The 14,835-nt window shown below is 59.0% G+C and carries 14 protein-coding genes; 2 read left to right on the top strand and 12 right to left on the bottom strand.

The annotated features are described in order from the left end of the window. Positions 1-387: 387 nt before the first annotated feature. From ASD46_RS20595 to ASD46_RS20620, 6 genes are all read right to left on the bottom strand, one after another. Positions 388-2,538 carry a putative bifunctional diguanylate cyclase/phosphodiesterase gene (locus ASD46_RS20595; protein WP_041694678.1) on the bottom strand — a complete coding sequence of 717 codons (2,151 nt, stop codon included), beginning with the start codon at positions 2,536-2,538 and terminating at the stop codon, positions 388-390. A 340-nt stretch (positions 2,539-2,878) separates the two neighbouring features. Continuing rightward, positions 2,879-3,814 carry a 2-hydroxyacid dehydrogenase gene (locus ASD46_RS20600; protein ID WP_013761076.1) on the bottom strand — a complete coding sequence of 312 codons (936 nt, stop codon included), beginning with the start codon at positions 3,812-3,814 and terminating at the stop codon, positions 2,879-2,881. Between the two features lie 24 nt (positions 3,815-3,838). Continuing rightward, positions 3,839-4,570 carry an amino acid ABC transporter ATP-binding protein gene (locus ASD46_RS20605; protein ID WP_013761077.1) on the bottom strand — a complete coding sequence of 244 codons (732 nt, stop codon included), beginning with the start codon at positions 4,568-4,570 and terminating at the stop codon, positions 3,839-3,841. Then, positions 4,551-5,210, bottom strand: coding sequence for an amino acid ABC transporter permease (locus ASD46_RS20610; protein WP_003505666.1), 660 nt, complete (start codon positions 5,208-5,210; stop codon positions 4,551-4,553). The genes ASD46_RS20605 and ASD46_RS20610 overlap by 20 nt, the downstream gene beginning before the upstream one ends. Continuing rightward, entirely contained in the window at positions 5,207-5,911 is a 705-nt protein-coding gene (locus ASD46_RS20615; protein WP_004431329.1) for an amino acid ABC transporter permease, read from the bottom strand. The genes ASD46_RS20610 and ASD46_RS20615 overlap by 4 nt, the downstream gene beginning before the upstream one ends. A 66-nt stretch (positions 5,912-5,977) precedes the next feature. Then, on the bottom strand, positions 5,978-6,781 hold the full coding sequence (locus ASD46_RS20620) for a transporter substrate-binding domain-containing protein (protein ID WP_013761078.1): 804 nt from the start codon (positions 6,779-6,781) through the stop codon (positions 5,978-5,980). A gap of 296 nt (positions 6,782-7,077) precedes the next feature. On the opposite strand from ASD46_RS20620, the gene ASD46_RS20625 reads away from it, so the two are divergent. Together ASD46_RS20625 and ASD46_RS20630 are read left to right on the top strand one after the other, a co-directional pair. Continuing rightward, entirely contained in the window at positions 7,078-7,398 is a 321-nt protein-coding gene (locus tag ASD46_RS20625) for a hypothetical protein (RefSeq protein ID WP_004431319.1), read from the top strand. Between the two features lie 157 nt (positions 7,399-7,555). Next, positions 7,556-8,578, top strand: coding sequence for a LacI family DNA-binding transcriptional regulator (locus ASD46_RS20630; protein ID WP_025594918.1), 1,023 nt, complete (start codon positions 7,556-7,558; stop codon positions 8,576-8,578). Between the two features lie 61 nt (positions 8,579-8,639). Here the strand turns inward: ASD46_RS20630 and ASD46_RS20635 are convergent, their stop codons facing one another. From ASD46_RS20635 to ASD46_RS20660, 6 genes are all read right to left on the bottom strand, one after another. Continuing rightward, positions 8,640-9,668: a trans-3-hydroxy-L-proline dehydratase gene (locus tag ASD46_RS20635; RefSeq protein WP_013761080.1), complete on the bottom strand. Its 1,029-nt coding sequence runs from the start codon at positions 9,666-9,668 to the stop codon at positions 8,640-8,642. 10 nt (positions 9,669-9,678) lie between these two features. Further along, complete coding sequence (locus ASD46_RS20640; RefSeq protein WP_013761081.1) at positions 9,679-11,388, bottom strand: aconitase X; 1,710 nt, start codon at positions 11,386-11,388, stop codon at positions 9,679-9,681. Positions 11,389-11,499: 111 nt separating this feature from the next. Next, positions 11,500-12,741 carry an NAD(P)/FAD-dependent oxidoreductase gene (locus ASD46_RS20645; RefSeq protein ID WP_013761082.1) on the bottom strand — a complete coding sequence of 414 codons (1,242 nt, stop codon included), beginning with the start codon at positions 12,739-12,741 and terminating at the stop codon, positions 11,500-11,502. Next, complete coding sequence (locus ASD46_RS20650) at positions 12,741-13,463, bottom strand: amino acid ABC transporter ATP-binding protein (RefSeq protein ID WP_004431309.1); 723 nt, start codon at positions 13,461-13,463, stop codon at positions 12,741-12,743. Before ASD46_RS20650 ends, ASD46_RS20645 begins: the two co-directional genes overlap by 1 nt. Then, the gene (locus ASD46_RS20655; protein WP_004431304.1) at positions 13,456-14,109 is read right to left on the bottom strand and encodes an amino acid ABC transporter permease; all 654 of its coding nucleotides are present in this window, start codon (positions 14,107-14,109) and stop codon (positions 13,456-13,458) included. Before ASD46_RS20655 ends, ASD46_RS20650 begins: the two co-directional genes overlap by 8 nt. Before the next feature lie 12 nt (positions 14,110-14,121). Beyond that, positions 14,122-14,787 (bottom strand): amino acid ABC transporter permease, encoded by a 666-nt coding sequence (locus ASD46_RS20660; RefSeq protein WP_013761083.1) that lies wholly within the window; start codon positions 14,785-14,787, stop codon positions 14,122-14,124. Positions 14,788-14,835 lie beyond the last annotated feature (48 nt).

Raw genomic sequence — 14,835 nt, forward strand, 5'->3', positions numbered from 1 at the left:
AATCTAAAGAATACAAATACACTTATAGAATACATTCAAATCACGTAGTAAAATTACAACAAATTAACAGATTAATATATAATACATAAATGGTTTATTTGGTGATTTCGATATTTATTACTTAGTTATAGCGCAAATTAGTTCTAATATTCTTGAATTATAATACTAGAACAAACTTGCGCCCAATCCCGCAATCGCTTGGGAAAGGCATCAAGTTTCATGAATGAAGATGAGGGGATGCGGGCTTTTGATGCCGCGTGGGGTCGCAAGAAGGGTGATATAGCCGCACTCCCTCCCGACGCCACTACGCGGCAAAGACAGCACAACGTGCCTTCCGCCTATTCGCGCCCGGCGAATTCGGTTAGAGGCAGGCCACCGAGGTGGGAATTATTGCATGTCGTTCGATAGACCAGCGGGGAAAGTCATCATATTCCCCAACATTGCCTCGATCGCATCCGCCTGCACCGGGCGGCTGAAGTAATAACCCTGCCCATAGGGGCAGCCGGCAGCGCGCAGAAACGCTGCCTGCTCGCCGGTCTCGACGCCCTCGGCAATGACATCGATGCCCAGAGACCCCGCAAGCTGGATCATGATGGAGACGATGGCGCTGTCCTTGGTTTTTTCCGGCAGATGGGTGAGGAACGACCGATCTATCTTCATGCACGACAGGGGGAAGGTCTTGAGCATGCCGAGACAGGAATAACCGATGCCGAAATCATCCAGTGCCAGGCTGACACCCATCTCCTTGATGACGCGCATGATCCGCACGGATGTTTCCACATCCTGAATGATGAGGGTTTCGGTGATCTCGATTTCCAATAGAGACGGCGCAAGGCCGGATTGCGTGAGCGCAGACCTGATCTGCTCCACAAGGCCGCCCTGAAATTGCCTGGGTGAAATATTGACCGCCATTTTGACGGGCGGCAGCCCGGCATTGCACCATGCCTGCGCCTGAAGGCAGGCTTTCTTCAGAACGCTTTCCCCAAGTTCCACGATGAGGCCGGTTTCTTCCGCAAGGCCGATGAATTCCGCGGGGCCGAGCAGACCTTCCACCGGGTGCTGCCAGCGCACCAGCGCCTCCACGCCGCTGATGCGACCGGTCAGAAGGTCCACCTGCGGCTGATAGTGTAGAACGAATTCGTCCCTTTCCACCGCCTTGCGCAATTCCTCGATGCGGGTGAACTTCTTCCTCAGATCATCCGACATGCGCGGCGTAAAGGTTGCAATGCCATCTCGCCCGCTATGCTTGGCCTCATACATAGCAAGATCGGCCGCAGCGACAATTTCCGCCGTGGTTTCCCCGTGCTCCGGGAAAAATGCCATGCCAATGCTGCATGTGACCTTGATATCGTAGTTGCCGAGGCGCAGCGGCTGCGAGACCGCAGCCCGGATATGTTGCAGGCGGCTTTCGAAATCGTCCTTGTGCTTATGCAGAATGATGACGAACTCATCCCCGCCCACCCGTAGCACCAGATCGTTTCGACCGAGACTGCGCGAGATGCGCTCAGCCGTTTTTGACAACAAAGCATCGCCAACGCTGTGGCCGAGCGTATCGTTGATCTGCTTGAAATTATCGAGATCGAGAAAGCCGATGCCGACATGCCGCTTCGCTTTTGCCGATGCTGCCAGTATTTCCGGCAGTCTCGTATCCAGAAAGCGGCGATTGGGCAGCCGTGTCAGCATGTCGTGATCGGCAAGAAACGCGATATGTTCCGCCGCCCGTTTGCGATCGATCGCAAGACCCGCCATGCGCGCGGCGGCGGCGATGAACTCCAGAAGCCCCGCATCCGGTTTGCGGCCCGCCAACATGCACCAGACGAAACCGTGCGCATTGCCTTCGCTGGCGGGAATATCGAAACTGAAGGCCACATTACCGGCGGGATAGGTCAGGCTTTCGGGATCGCTGACGCTGGAGATGAGTGCTGACACCCCCGCATGCTGTGAAAGCGCCGGTGAGGCATAGACCGAGGGTTCGCCGGCCGCGGCATCGAATACGCGAACAGCGCACGCAAGACCCGTAGCGAGGTTTTCGATGGCTTTCACGAATTCTTCGAGAAAATCCTCGATACGCGCCGCCCCAACAATCATTTCGAGAATATGCGCCTGCGCCTGAAGCAGTCGCTCCGAGGCCTTCTTCTGGGTAATATCCCTGGATGCACCGACCACACCGATGATCGCGCCGTTCTTGTCCTTAAGCGGCACGCGAGACATCATCAGCCAGCGGTCGATATCGCCGCGCATTGCGCGTTCCTCAAAACCGAGATCCGGCTCTCCCGTGCGCATCACCCGCGCCTCGGTCTCTGGAATGCCGGCACGCTGCGCCGCATCGCCGTTAATATCGTAATCGGTAAGACCGATCAGTTCCTCGACTGTGTCAAAGCCGTTTTCGGTGACGATGGCACGGTTGGCGAAGAGAAAGCGGCCTTCCAGGTCCTTGGCATAGATGAAATCCGGCACATGATCGATCATCGCTTCAAGCAGCGCATGCCGGTCGGATGGCGGCGCATCGGACTTCGTCCGCGGCGGCCGGTTCTGCAAGCGTGACTTCGGGCCTTTGGAACGCAACTATCCGCCTCGTTACTGTATAAGGAAGCAGAATAGTAGGATTATACATATTATATAAATATGAACGGCGGCGGGGGATTGAAGCGAAATGGCGCGACAAATACCGCGCGATCAGATTGTCGGCAAAGGCAAAACCTCTCCTGCAACATACCGGCCTTGAGCCGGCATTGAGCCACGGCGCATCTGCGCCGTGAAACAAGCTTTTCCCATTCAATACTTCATAGCACTGAACCGTGAGCTGCAGGACTTCGTAGCCAATCTCATGAGCTGCAACGGCTGCAGCGTTTGACTGCAACCGTCAATTGCTTATCCATCACACGACAGGTGTGGGGAGCTCTTTACCGGCAAAATGCGCGTCGAGATTGGCGAGAACCAGATCGGCCATGGCGCGCCGGGTCTGGTGCGTGCCGCTGCCGATATGCGGCGCGAGCGTGACGTTTTCGAAGGTGAAAAGCGCCTCCGGCACACGTGGCTCATCTTCAAAGACGTCAAGCGCTGCGCCACCGATCGTGCCACTCGAGAGCGCCTCGACCAGTGCCTTTTCATCCACAAGCGAACCACGCGCCACGTTAACGAGCACACCCTGGGGACCGAGAGCCTTCAGCACATCCGCATTGACGATATGACGCGTTTCGGCGGTGGCGGCGGCGGCGATGATCAGCACGTCGCAATTGGCGGCCAGCGCTTCGATGCTGTCGTGATAATCATAGGGAACATCGCGACGGTTTCTGGCGGTGTAGGAAATGCGCGCATCAAAGCCTTCCAGTCTTTTGGCGATCGCCTGACCGATGCGGCCAAGGCCAAAAATGCCGTAGCGGCGGCCGGCCACACGGGTGGAAAGACCCATATCACCCTTCAGCCACTGCCCCGTGCGCACATGCTGGTCAGCCTGCGGCAGCTTACGCGCCTGCGCCAGAACAAGACCGAGCGCGAGGTCAGCGACATCCGCCGTCAGAACATCCGGTGTGTTGGAAACGCGGAAACCGCGTCGCTTGGCTTCCGCCAGATCCACCTTGTCGAAACCGACGCCGTTGATGGCGACGATCTCGAGATTGGGGAGTGCGGCGCCGATATCCGCCGGCAGGCCGATATGGCCACCGGTGACGACGCCGCGGATTGCAGCACCCTTTTCAGAAAGGAACGCCGCCTTTTCTGCCGCCTCAAACAGGCGATGAACAGTGAAGCGCTGCGCGAGTTCTTGTTCCAGTGCCGGGATCAGCGGGCACAGTTGTACGATTTCAGTAGTCATGGATATGTCCTTGTGGATCAGGCGCTATTTCACATCGGCCTTGACGAATTGCCGGAGTTCCGGTGTTTGCGGATTGGCGAAGAGTTCTGCCGAGCGGCCCTGTTCCCAGATCTTACCCTTGTGCATGAAGATGGTTTCGGTCGCCACACGGCGTGCAAAGGCCATTTCATGGGTAACAAGGATCATGGTCATGCCACCCTTGGCGAGGTTTTCCATGACCGTCAGCACTTCCTCCGTCAGTTCGGGATCGAGTGCAGAGGTCACCTCGTCGAACAGCATCACCTTCGGCCGCATGGCAAGCGAACGGGCAATCGCCACGCGCTGCTGCTGGCCGCCGGAAAGCTGGTCGGGATAGGAATCGAATTTCTCCGACAGGCCGACGAGTTGCAGAACCTCGCGGGCAATGTCCTTCGTTTCCGACTTTGCCACGTCCTTGACGATACGCGGAGCGAGCATGATGTTATCGCCGACCGTCAGATGCGGGAAAAGATTGTAGCTCTGGAACACGATGCCGACATCGGTGCGCAGCTTGCGCAGCGCTGTGGCATCTCCGCCCAGCGCATGGCCGGCAATTTCGATGCGGCCCGAATTGATCTTCTCCAACCCGTTCATGCAGCGCAGCAGCGTGCTCTTGCCGGAGCCGGAGCGGCCGATGAGGGCGAAAACTTCACCACGGCCGACCGTCAGCGACACGCCTTTAAGGACTTCCAGAGCGCCAAAGCTCTTGTGAACGTTTTCAACGATTACTTCCGGCATGAAGCCTCCTTTCCAGCCAACGAGACAGCTGGGACAACGGGTAGCAGACGATGAAATAAAGCACGGCCACCGCGACGAAAACGCGGAACGGCTGGAACGTGGCATTGTTGATAAGCTGCCCCGCTCTCGCCAGTTCGACGAAACCGATGATTGATGCGATGGACGTATTCTTGACGACCTGAACGGCAAAACCGACGGTCGGCGGCAGGGAAATGCGGATCGCCTGCGGCAGGATGACGTAGCGATATTGCTGGGCGCGGGTGAGAGCCAGCGACTCGGACGCTTCCCATTGCTGCTTCGGCACCGCCTGGATGCAGCCGCGCCAGATTTCGGCGAGATAACCCGACGTATAGATCGTCATCGATGCGCCGGCAGCAATCAGTGGCGGCAGTTCAAGTCCGGCAAGGCTTAGGCCGTAATAGGACAGGAACAGGATCATCAGCACCGGAATGCCCTGGATGACCTGGATATAGGTGCCGGCAGCGATACGCAGCGCCTTCAGATCCGAGGTGCGGGCAAGCGCCACGAAGAAACCGACGAGGCCGCCGCCGATGAGCGCAATGATCGTCAGAAGCACGGTCCATTGCAGGGCGGTGAGCAGGAAGCCGAATTCGTTCCAGCCGAAAGTTCTGAGTGTCATGACTGCACCTCCGGCAAGGCGGTCATCGTCTTGCGCGCCACGCGGCGGCCGAACAGCCACATGCCGACAAGGGCAAGGATGAGCCGCAGGCTGAGCGCCAGCGCAAGATAGATGAGCGTGACGACGATATAGACCTCGAAGGAGCGATAGGTCTGCGATTCCACGAAGGCAGCGGCGGCCGCAAGCTCATGGGTGGAGATGGCCGAACATATGCTCGATGCCAGCATCATCAGCACGAACTGGCTGCACAGCGAAGGATAGACCTTGGCGATGGCAGGCACGATGATGACGTGACGATAGATCTGATATTTGGTGAAGCCCAGAGCCTCGCCCGCCTCGATCTGCGACTTGTGAACCGCCTCGATGCCGGCGCGGATGATTTCCGTGGAATAGGCGGCAAGATTGATCGTCATGCCGATCAGAGCTGCCGTATCGGCTCCAACGCGAAAGCCGAGCCCCGGCAGACCGAAATAGACGATGAAAAGCTGCACAAGAAATGGCGTGTTGCGGATCACCTCAACATAGCCGTCCACGATGATGCGGACGATACCGCCATTGATGGAACGCAGCGAGGCTAAAAGAATGCCGAAAGCGCAACCGAGCACGATGGAGAGGACCGATAGCTTGATCGTCAGCCATATGCCGCTCAACAATTCGTTCTGATATTGGGCAAGTGCGCCGAATTGAAATGTATAGGACATGCGTCACTCCGTGGACATTTCCCGGCCCGCCGGAATTTCTCCCGGCGGGCGCGTTGAATGGCTCAATCAGAAGCTTGGCAGTTGCGGCAGCGGACGGCCGGTCCACTTCACCGAGATGCGGTCGAGATCGCCCGACATCTTCATGAGATAGATGGAGGTGTTCAGCCACTGACGCAGCTCGAAATCCTCAATCTTCGTCGCCATGGAATTGCCCTGCTGGAAGAAGGTGAAACCGACCTGCAGACCGGCTTCCGGACGCTGCTTGATGATCGCCTCACCAACAGTAGACGGCAGGGCGACGGCATCCACCTGACCGGCAAGCAGAGCCTGGGCGCTGGTGGAATCGTCTTCGTAGACGACGATTTCGAGACCTTCGACATTGGCCTTGCGCAGCGCGGTTTCCTGCGAGGAACCGCGATTGACCGAAACACGCTTGCCCTTGAGGCTATCGAGATTTTCGAATTTCTGGTCCTTGCCGGAGATGATGTCCATGTTGAAGGCGCTGTAGGGCTGCGTGAACATGACGGTCTTGGCGCGTTCACCGGTCGGAGCGAGCGTCGCGACAAGGAAATCGACCTTGCCGGTCTGGAGCGCCGGAATACGGGCCGGCGGCGTCAGCGGCACCAGTTCGACCGGCAGCGACAGGTAAGAGCCGATCAGATTGGCGACATCAACGTCGTATCCGGAAGGATTGCCCTTCTCGTCCACCATACCCATCGGCGGCGCGCCGGTGAGAACGCCGATCTTGACCTTGCCGCGCGCGGTGATCTCGCTGAGCGAGACGGCATGGGCCGAGGTGGTGGTGGCTAGCGTTGCTGCGGCAACACCGACTGCGACGGTCATGTTCTTCAAAAATCTGGAAATGCTCATGGTTTCTCCTCCAACCCTTTATTTGCCGTCCGCACGGGAACAGCGGCCTTTGCGCAAACCGAAAAATGTTCTCGATAACATTTCAACCCGATTTGCAAAAAACTCCTCCCAAGAAGACGCGAATATCCAAAACTGTTAGAATTCCCCATGAAATTCAATGATTTTGGCTGGTTATCGATTTTCCTCTGGTCGACAACATTTCGCGTTCTTGGCAGGATCAATAATGCATGTTATCGGTATCATTGCAAGTCCGATCTACAGAACTGTTGCATCGGGCATTCATTCGGGAGGGAACCATGTATACACGCTCGGCAATTTTTGAAGGCAAGATCCACGCCGGTCGGGAGGAGGAGTTTTTCCGCATCGTCGAGGAAAAGCTTCTGCCGGTCTGGAAACGCATGCCGAACGCGCAGGCGGTGCGCGTCATGCGCACCGAGCGTACGGACCCGGACGCGGCGGCCATCATTATGGTGCAGGAAATCGACTATCCGTCGATTGAGGCTGTGGAAGAAGCGCTGGTTTCGCCGGTTAGACTGGAAGGCCGGGTGCTGACGGACGAGATGATGAGCATGTGCGACGGGCGTTTCTATCACCTCGTCTACCGCCGCATCGCATAAATCCGGTGCACGCCGCACCGATCTGCAATCATGCGGCGTGCTTTCCCTTGATATCTTCGTGTATGTCTTGTCCTGAACCGGTTCTAATTCAGGGAGACATGCTTTGGTGGAGCGCACGCCCTTGGCCGCAGCGTTAGTCACGTCAAAAAAAGCAACCATGAGCGACGTCTCAAAACTCGCGGGCGTCTCCAAGATGACCGTTTCGCGGGTGCTGGCCGATCCGGCGCTGGTGTCTGAGGACACGCGCCAGAAGGTGATGAAGGCCATCGAGAAGCTTGGCTATGTGCCTGACCGGATCGCCGGTTCGCTGTCTTCCCGGCGCACCAATTTCATCACCGCCATCCTGCCGACGCTCACCAACTCCAACTTCGCCGACAGCGCACAGGGGCTCGCCAATGCTCTGCGCGCCGCCGACTATCAACTGCTGATCGGCTATACCATGTACGATCTCCAGGAGGAGGAGCGCGTCATCCGCACCATGATGGAGCGCCGGCCCGACGCCATAGTCGTTGCCGGAACGGTGCATACCAAGATGGCGAGCGAAGTTTTGATGCGCGCCGGCATCCCGATTGTCGAAATCTGGGACGTTCCCGAACATCCCATCGACCATGCGGTAGGCTTTTCCAACTACGAAGTGGGAAGAAACGCCGCCAAATATCTAATATCGCTTGGATTTAAGAGAATTGGCGCACTGGGATCGCGTGCGGATGGCGATGTAAAGGACTGGCGCGGCGAAAGCCGTCTGCTCGGTTTTGGTGCTGCACTTCGCGAAGCCGGCATTGCCGACGACCTCATCATCCGCGAGGGCAGCGCCCCAGTCTCCTACGACCATGGGGCCAAAACGCTCGGCTCATTGCTGGCGAAGGCGCCGGATGTCGAAGGTATTTTCGCGGTCTCCGATATTTCCGCCGTCGGCGCACTGATGGAGTGTCATCGTCGCGGCATTCATGTGCCCGAACAGATTTCCATCCTGGGCTTCGGCGATTTCGATATCGGCCGGCAATGTTATCCGGCGATTTCAACGATCCGTGTAGACGCCCAGATGATCGGCCGCAAAGCGGGCGAATTGCTGCTTTCCATATTGGAAGCGGAAAAAGGCGCTGCCGTTCCCGAAGGTGCGCGGGTGGATGTCGGGTTCGAGTTGATCGTCAGGGAGACAACGAAGCGGGTGGGCGGGTGAGGCGCTCCCTACCTCATCCCTGTGCTGGTCACAGGGATGAGGTAAGTACAGTGTATCGTCCTTATCGAGCGCCCCAGGTGTCCGTCAGACGATATCCTTCCGGCCATGGATCGGAAGGATCGAGCATGTGCTGGTGAATGCCGGTGATCCAGCCGCGGCCGGAAATTTCCGGCAGGATGGCCGGGCGGTCGCCCACCGTTGTCGTTCCCAGAATGCGACCGGTAAAGGTGGAGCCGATGAGCGACACGGCCGTCAGCGTCTGGCCTTCTTTCATCTCACCGCGTGCATGCAGCACCGCCATTCGGGCCGAAAGCGCCGTACCGGTCGGTGAGCGATCCACCTTGCCAGGCTGGATGGCGACGGCGGCACCCGCCCGCAGGCCCTCAGCGGTGCGCTCCACCTTGCCCGCAAACAGGCAGAAGGAAAAATGACGCCAATCGGGGTTTTCGGGATGCTCGAAACCCAGAGCCTTGTTGGCGGCATTGGTGATGCGCACGCCGAGACGGGCAATCTCGTGCGCTTCATCCGGCTTCAGGCTGAAGCCCATCGCCTCGGCGTCGACGATGACGAAACTGTCGCCGCCATAGGCCGTATCCACCTTCAACGTACCGAGACCCTCGACCTCAAGCTCTACATCGAGCTTCGCGGCAAAGCTTGGCAGGTTCTGCACGAAAATGCGTTCGGCCTTGCCATTGCGGCATTCGGCACGCACCTTCACAAGCCCGCCCGGCGCTTCAAGCAGCATATGGGTTTCCGGCTCCTGCATTGGCACGATACCGCCATCCAGAAGCACGGTGGAAACGCAGATGGAGTTGGAGCCCGACATGGGCGGGGTATCTTCCGGCTCCATGATGATGAAGGCAGCATCCGCGTCAGGATGTTTTGGCGGCACCAGAAGATTGACGTGGCGGAACACGCCACCGCGCGGCTCGTTGAGCACGAAATTGCGCAGGGTCTCATCGCTGGCGATGAAACGGCTCTGTTCCCAGATCGTCTCGCCCGGCGGCGGCCTGACGCCGCCCACGATCACATCACCTACCTCGCCTTCCGCATGGGCGGAGATGACGTGAACTGTCTTGATACTGCGCATTTAGTGCTCCTCAGGAAAGCCAGGATGGAAGACGGGAAATAGCACGGCCGGTCAGTGCGCTTTCGACACAGTCGGCAAGGCTGCCGAAACGCACCGCGCGACCGCTGAGTCCAGGGCCGTAGTGGGCGTACTTGCCCGAATTGGTCATCAGCGCGCGCGTCCTGGTCGGAAAGACCGGTTCGGAAATCGAGCACCAGCACAGATCAGGCAGTACCTGGACGCCACTGTCATGCAGGCTTTGCAGGGTGCCGTCCCGTTCTGCTGCGTCGATGACCTGCTGTCCGGCAGTGACGATGACGGCAACATTTGCATGACGCCTGCGTCCGTTGAAGGCGGACGCCAGCGCGCGGCATTCCTCCAGCGAGGCATGCGGGCTGCCGATTGCAACCAGTTGCACATCCTCTGGTCCCTCATTCAGAAGCGACCAGCCTGCGGCCATATCAGCAAGCGAAACCGTGACGGTTTCCGCCGTCTCGACCGGCTCCAGTCGCGCTTCCGGGGTGACGCCCTCGATATGCAGCATGGGAGCCGCAGACGTGGTGCCGAAAGCGGCGCAGAGCGCCTTCAGATCATCCCGCGAAGGCTTTGCTGCGCCAAGACCGCGCAGAAGCGGAATGCAATCGGGGGCTGCCTTGCCAGCGAGATAACCGATGAGCGGCCAGAAGGCGTCATTGATATCCTCAGGCAAAGCGACATCGACAATGCGTTGCGGTCGGCGGTTTTCCTCAAGATAGACGCCGGACAATGGCGCCCTGCCCGTCAAGGCAATGCAGAGATCGAGAAAATCCGGATGTTTGGCCGTGCGTGCGCCGAGAACCGTATTTACGAAAATCACGGCATTCGATTCGGCCCAGGCGATCATGTCGCCGGCCTGCGGCGCGCTGTCGAGCAGATATGGCGAACAGGTGAAGGTGGGGCGACAGCCCATGCGTACATAGGCATCTGCCAGCCTTGCGGCGGGATCGCCGAAATCCTCCGGCACGCCCTGCGCGCGCCAATGCGCCTTGTCCACCGAGATGGCGTTCATGGTCGTCGGCACGCGCACGCTTGCGCCCATCTCCGCCATCTTCTCTGCAAAGGTGAGATTGGCGGGGCTGGCATAAATGCAGCCGTCAATATGACCCTGCGTGACATCGACGAGCGCTGACGCCCCCTGCTGGGCGGCCATGGCGACAATGATGCGCATGGCCTGCTGCACGGCAATGCCATCGCGGCCCTCGACCATTGCCCTGTCGTCATTCTTGAGATCGAGATGCGTCGTCGCAGGCGGCGCGATCGCGAGGGAAACGCCATCAGCCTCAATGGTATTTTCATCGATACGCACATGAGAGGCTTGGGAGAACCGCGCGAAATTCTCCGCGTCCAGGCGCAGCACCGGCATGGGCTTGCAAAACATTTCCGAAGCGATCAGTGCGCCTAGCGTTAGCACGTCTTCGGCCTCGCAGAAGACAAGCGCTGAGGGTGCGCGGCCCGTCAGGATGAGATCGAGCAAAACGCCAGAACCGGTGCAGGAGCCACGGCTTGACGGCATGAACAGCACACCGCCGGTGAGACAGACGCCGTGCAGCGGGTGGTGCACGTCAATCACCTTGCCTGTGGCGGGATCGACACCGCCCCAGAAACTCAGCGCCTCAGTCGTGGCGATCACCACGCCTTCAGCCGCGCCCGGCAGGATGCTGCGCGCCTGAGGAACGGCTGTTGTCGAACCGGAAGAAGACATCGAAAATCTCCCCAAAAGCATTTCCAGTAAAAGTGCGTAGCGGTTTTACGTCTGGAAAATGCGTAAAAAAAACTAGAGAATTTTTGCGTTTCGGAGAAAAGCCAAAATTCTCTAGAAACGTTGTGGCGAAAATGCCCTTGTATCGATGGCGGGTTTTTGCCCCGTCAGTAGATCGGCGACGATGCGGGCCGTGCCGGACGATTGCGTCAGCCCCAGATGGCCGTGACCGAAAGCATAGACCACCCGCGCCGTGTGGCGCGCCGCACCAATCGCCGGCAGGCTGTCGGGCAGCGAGGGGCGAAAACCCATCCATTGTTTGCCGCCTTCGGTTTTCAGGCCTGGCAGAAAACTTGCCGCCTTGGCGAGAAGCGCCTCGGAGCGGGCGAAATTGGCCGGAAGCTCGAGCCCGCCCAGCTCCACTGCACCGCCGACGCGAATGCCGGTCGAAAGCCGCGTGACAACGAAACCATGACCGCCGAAGGTCACCTGCGTGCGCAGATCGAAGGCGCCTGAAGGCAGGGTGGTATTATACCCCCGTTCCGTTTCCAGCGGAATTTTTTCCCCAAGCGAACGGGCAATGCGATGCGAAAATGCGCCAGCCGCCAGCACCACCTTGCCGGCCTTGCGGGTGCGCCCGTCATGGCTCACCACTTCCACACCGTCTTCCAGCGGCCTGAGCGCTGCGATGTCGAGACGTTCGATACGACCGCCGATGCTGCGGAAATGCTCGGCAAGAGCCAGCGTATAAAGCTTCGGGTCGGCGATGGAATGCCAGCCGGGCGTGAAGGTGCCGCAGGTGAAACGCGGTGCGATGCCGGGCTGTATCTCGGCCATCTGCTCGGCATTGACGTGCCGGAACTCGATGCCATGACGCTCGCGCGCCTTCCAGCCGGCAAGCGAGCCTTCGAATTCGGCTTCGCTTTCATAGACCTGGAGATTGCCCTCCTTGCGCAGCATGGCAATCGTGTCGGTTCTCCTGAGAAACGGCTCAAGTTCAGATTTCGACAGGTCCATCAGCGCCGTCTGGGCGGTGGTGGAATGTTCAACCTTCGAGGCGGCACAGGCGCGCCAGAACCGGAACATCCATGGTGCAATCTTCAGCGCATAGGCAGGCGGGACGCTGAGAGGCCCGAGCGGGTCGAGAAGCCACTTCGGCGCTTTCCAGAGAATGCCGGGGGATGCGAGCGGCAGGATATCGGTGAAGGCGAAGGCACCGGCGTTACCGGCGGAAGCGCCGGCCGCCGGGCCTTCGCGATCGATAACCGTGACCGAAAGGCCGCGTCCCTGCGCGGCAATAGCTGCCGAGAGGCCGACAACGCCGGCCCCTATGACGATGACATTGTTTGCAGACATTACCGCACGCTCGACAGGAATTTCTGCGTCTCGGGGTGCTGCGGCGCGCCGAAAAGCTGATCCGGCGTGCCGATTTCCGCCATCACGCCCTGATGGAAAAAGGCGACACGGTTCGACACATCGCGGGCGAAGGCCATTTCATGGGTGACGCAGATCATCGTCATGCCCTCGTCGGCCAGCATCTTCAGCGTATCGAGCACTTCGCCCACCAGCATCGGATCGAGCGCTGAGGTGACTTCGTCGAACAGCATATATTCCGGCGACATGGCAAGAGCGCGGGCAATCGCCATACGCTGCTGCTGACCGCCAGACATGCGGTTCGGATAGACCTTCAGCTTTTCGGCAAGACCGACATGGGTCAGTTGCTTGACCGCGATTTCCTCGGCCTGCTCTTTCGAAATGCCAAGCACCTTGCGCGGCGCCAGCATGACGTTTTCGAGCACCGTCAGATGCGGAAAGGCATTCCATTGCTGGAAGACGATGCCGACCTTGCGACGCAGCTTGTTGAGGTCGGTCGATTTGGCATGCACCTCGGTGCCGTCGATGACGATCTTGCCGCTATCGATCGGCTCCAGGCCGTTGATGCAGGTCAGCAGCGTCGACTTGCCGGAGCCGGAACCACCGATGATAGTGACGACCTCGCCGTTGTTGACGGTCAGGTTGATCCCTTTCAGAACCTCCAGCGGGCCGAAGGATTTGCGGACGTTTTCGATCTCAATCATTGGGGGACCACCGTCTTTCGAGATACCCGCCGAAACGGGCGATGGGGAAGCTGATAAGGAAATAGATGGCGCCGCAGATCATGAGAATGGTCAGCGGTTCCTGCAGGCGCGTGACTAGGATCTGCGAGGCACGCAGAAGCTCGATAAGTCCGAGCCACAGCACGAGCGCCGAATCCTTCATGACGCCGAGTGTCAGGCCGATCCAGGCGGGCAACGACACGCGAGTTGCAAGCGGCAGCACGATGTAGCGCATGTCCTGCGACCAGGTCATGCCGAGTGAACGGCAGGCACGGCGCGTGTTCGACGGCACCGCTTCGATGCCGCCACGCACGATCTCGGTGCAATAGGCCGCCGTATAAAGCGACAGAACCACGCATGAGGTGGTGAATGGCGGCCAGCCGAGCTTGGCGATCGACTGGAAGGCATTGCCAAGGACCAGCTGGATGAGGAGCGGCACGGAGCGGAAAACATCCAGCACGAAGGTCAGGGGCAGCGACCAATAGGCCCCGAGCTGGAAGCGGATGACACCGAAGATGATACCCATGAGGGTGCCAGCCGTCACGGCAACGGCGGTGACGGCAAGCGTCATCCCCGCGCCCTTGGCAAGGAAGGCAAGATCACTCCAGGTGAGAGCGGTTTCAAACATGGCGCACCTCTCTCAATAACGAAACAGACGAGCGGCCAGCAATCTGGCGGCAAGCGTGACGATCTTGGCGATCACGTAATAGATGACCGCGGCAAGCGCGAAGAATTCGAAGGTGCGGAACGAACGGGCGTTCAAGGCCTGCGTGACACCGGCAAGATCCGTATTCATGCCGACGGTGACACCGAGCGAGGTCATCAGGATTGCCCAGACCATCTGGTTGGTGGCAGGCAGGAAGGCGACGCGCAGCATCTGCGGCATGATGATGAGGCGGAAGGTCTGCATCGACGTCATGCCGAGCGAACGGCCGGAGCGCGTTTGCGTATCCGGTATCGCTTTCAGCGCACCACGGAAGTTCTCCGCAAGATAGCCCGCATTGTTGAAGGCGATGCCGGCCAGAAGCGCCGTATAGGGGCTGAGATGAATGCCGAAATTGCCAAGGCCGAAATGTGCCATGTAAATCTGGAACAGCGCCGGCGTGTTGCGGGCGATTTCCACCCAGACGGCGGCAATGGCACCCAACATCCGGTTACCGGAAAGCCGGAACAGGGTCAGCACGATGGCGCAGGAAAGACCGATCACCATTGACAGGATCGCGATCTGCAGCGTCACCACCGCACCGTCCAGCAGCTGCGGCAAAGCCTTCAGCGCCTGATTCCAGTGGAATGTATAATTGAACATAACCGTCTCACCTTTTCAGAAACGATCAACGGCGCGATCGATCCGACC

It is taken from the genome of Rhizobium sp. Root491 (assembly GCF_001427205.1).
GTDB classification, from domain to species: Bacteria; Pseudomonadota; Alphaproteobacteria; order Rhizobiales; family Rhizobiaceae; genus Agrobacterium; species Agrobacterium tumefaciens.

Excerpts from the sequence above, each read along its gene's own strand:
- ASD46_RS20600 (WP_013761076.1), bottom strand. The coding sequence starts at position 3,814 with ATGACTACTGAAATCGTACAACTGTGCCCGCTGATCCCGGCACTGGAA.
- ASD46_RS20605 (WP_013761077.1), bottom strand. The coding sequence starts at position 4,570 with ATGCCGGAAGTAATCGTTGAAAACGTTCACAAGAGCTTTGGCGCTCTG.
- ASD46_RS20610 (WP_003505666.1), bottom strand. The coding sequence starts at position 5,210 with ATGACACTCAGAACTTTCGGCTGGAACGAATTCGGCTTCCTGCTCACC.
- ASD46_RS20615 (WP_004431329.1), bottom strand. The coding sequence starts at position 5,911 with ATGTCCTATACATTTCAATTCGGCGCACTTGCCCAATATCAGAACGAA.
- ASD46_RS20620 (WP_013761078.1), bottom strand. The coding sequence starts at position 6,781 with ATGAGCATTTCCAGATTTTTGAAGAACATGACCGTCGCAGTCGGTGTT.
- ASD46_RS20625 (WP_004431319.1), top strand. The coding sequence starts at position 7,078 with ATGTATACACGCTCGGCAATTTTTGAAGGCAAGATCCACGCCGGTCGG.
- ASD46_RS20630 (WP_025594918.1), top strand. The coding sequence starts at position 7,556 with ATGAGCGACGTCTCAAAACTCGCGGGCGTCTCCAAGATGACCGTTTCG.
- ASD46_RS20635 (WP_013761080.1), bottom strand. The coding sequence starts at position 9,668 with ATGCGCAGTATCAAGACAGTTCACGTCATCTCCGCCCATGCGGAAGGC.
- ASD46_RS20640 (WP_013761081.1), bottom strand. The coding sequence starts at position 11,388 with ATGTCTTCTTCCGGTTCGACAACAGCCGTTCCTCAGGCGCGCAGCATC.
- ASD46_RS20645 (WP_013761082.1), bottom strand. The coding sequence starts at position 12,741 with ATGTCTGCAAACAATGTCATCGTCATAGGGGCCGGCGTTGTCGGCCTC.
- ASD46_RS20650 (WP_004431309.1), bottom strand. The coding sequence starts at position 13,463 with ATGATTGAGATCGAAAACGTCCGCAAATCCTTCGGCCCGCTGGAGGTT.
- ASD46_RS20655 (WP_004431304.1), bottom strand. The coding sequence starts at position 14,109 with ATGTTTGAAACCGCTCTCACCTGGAGTGATCTTGCCTTCCTTGCCAAG.
- ASD46_RS20660 (WP_013761083.1), bottom strand. The coding sequence starts at position 14,787 with ATGTTCAATTATACATTCCACTGGAATCAGGCGCTGAAGGCTTTGCCG.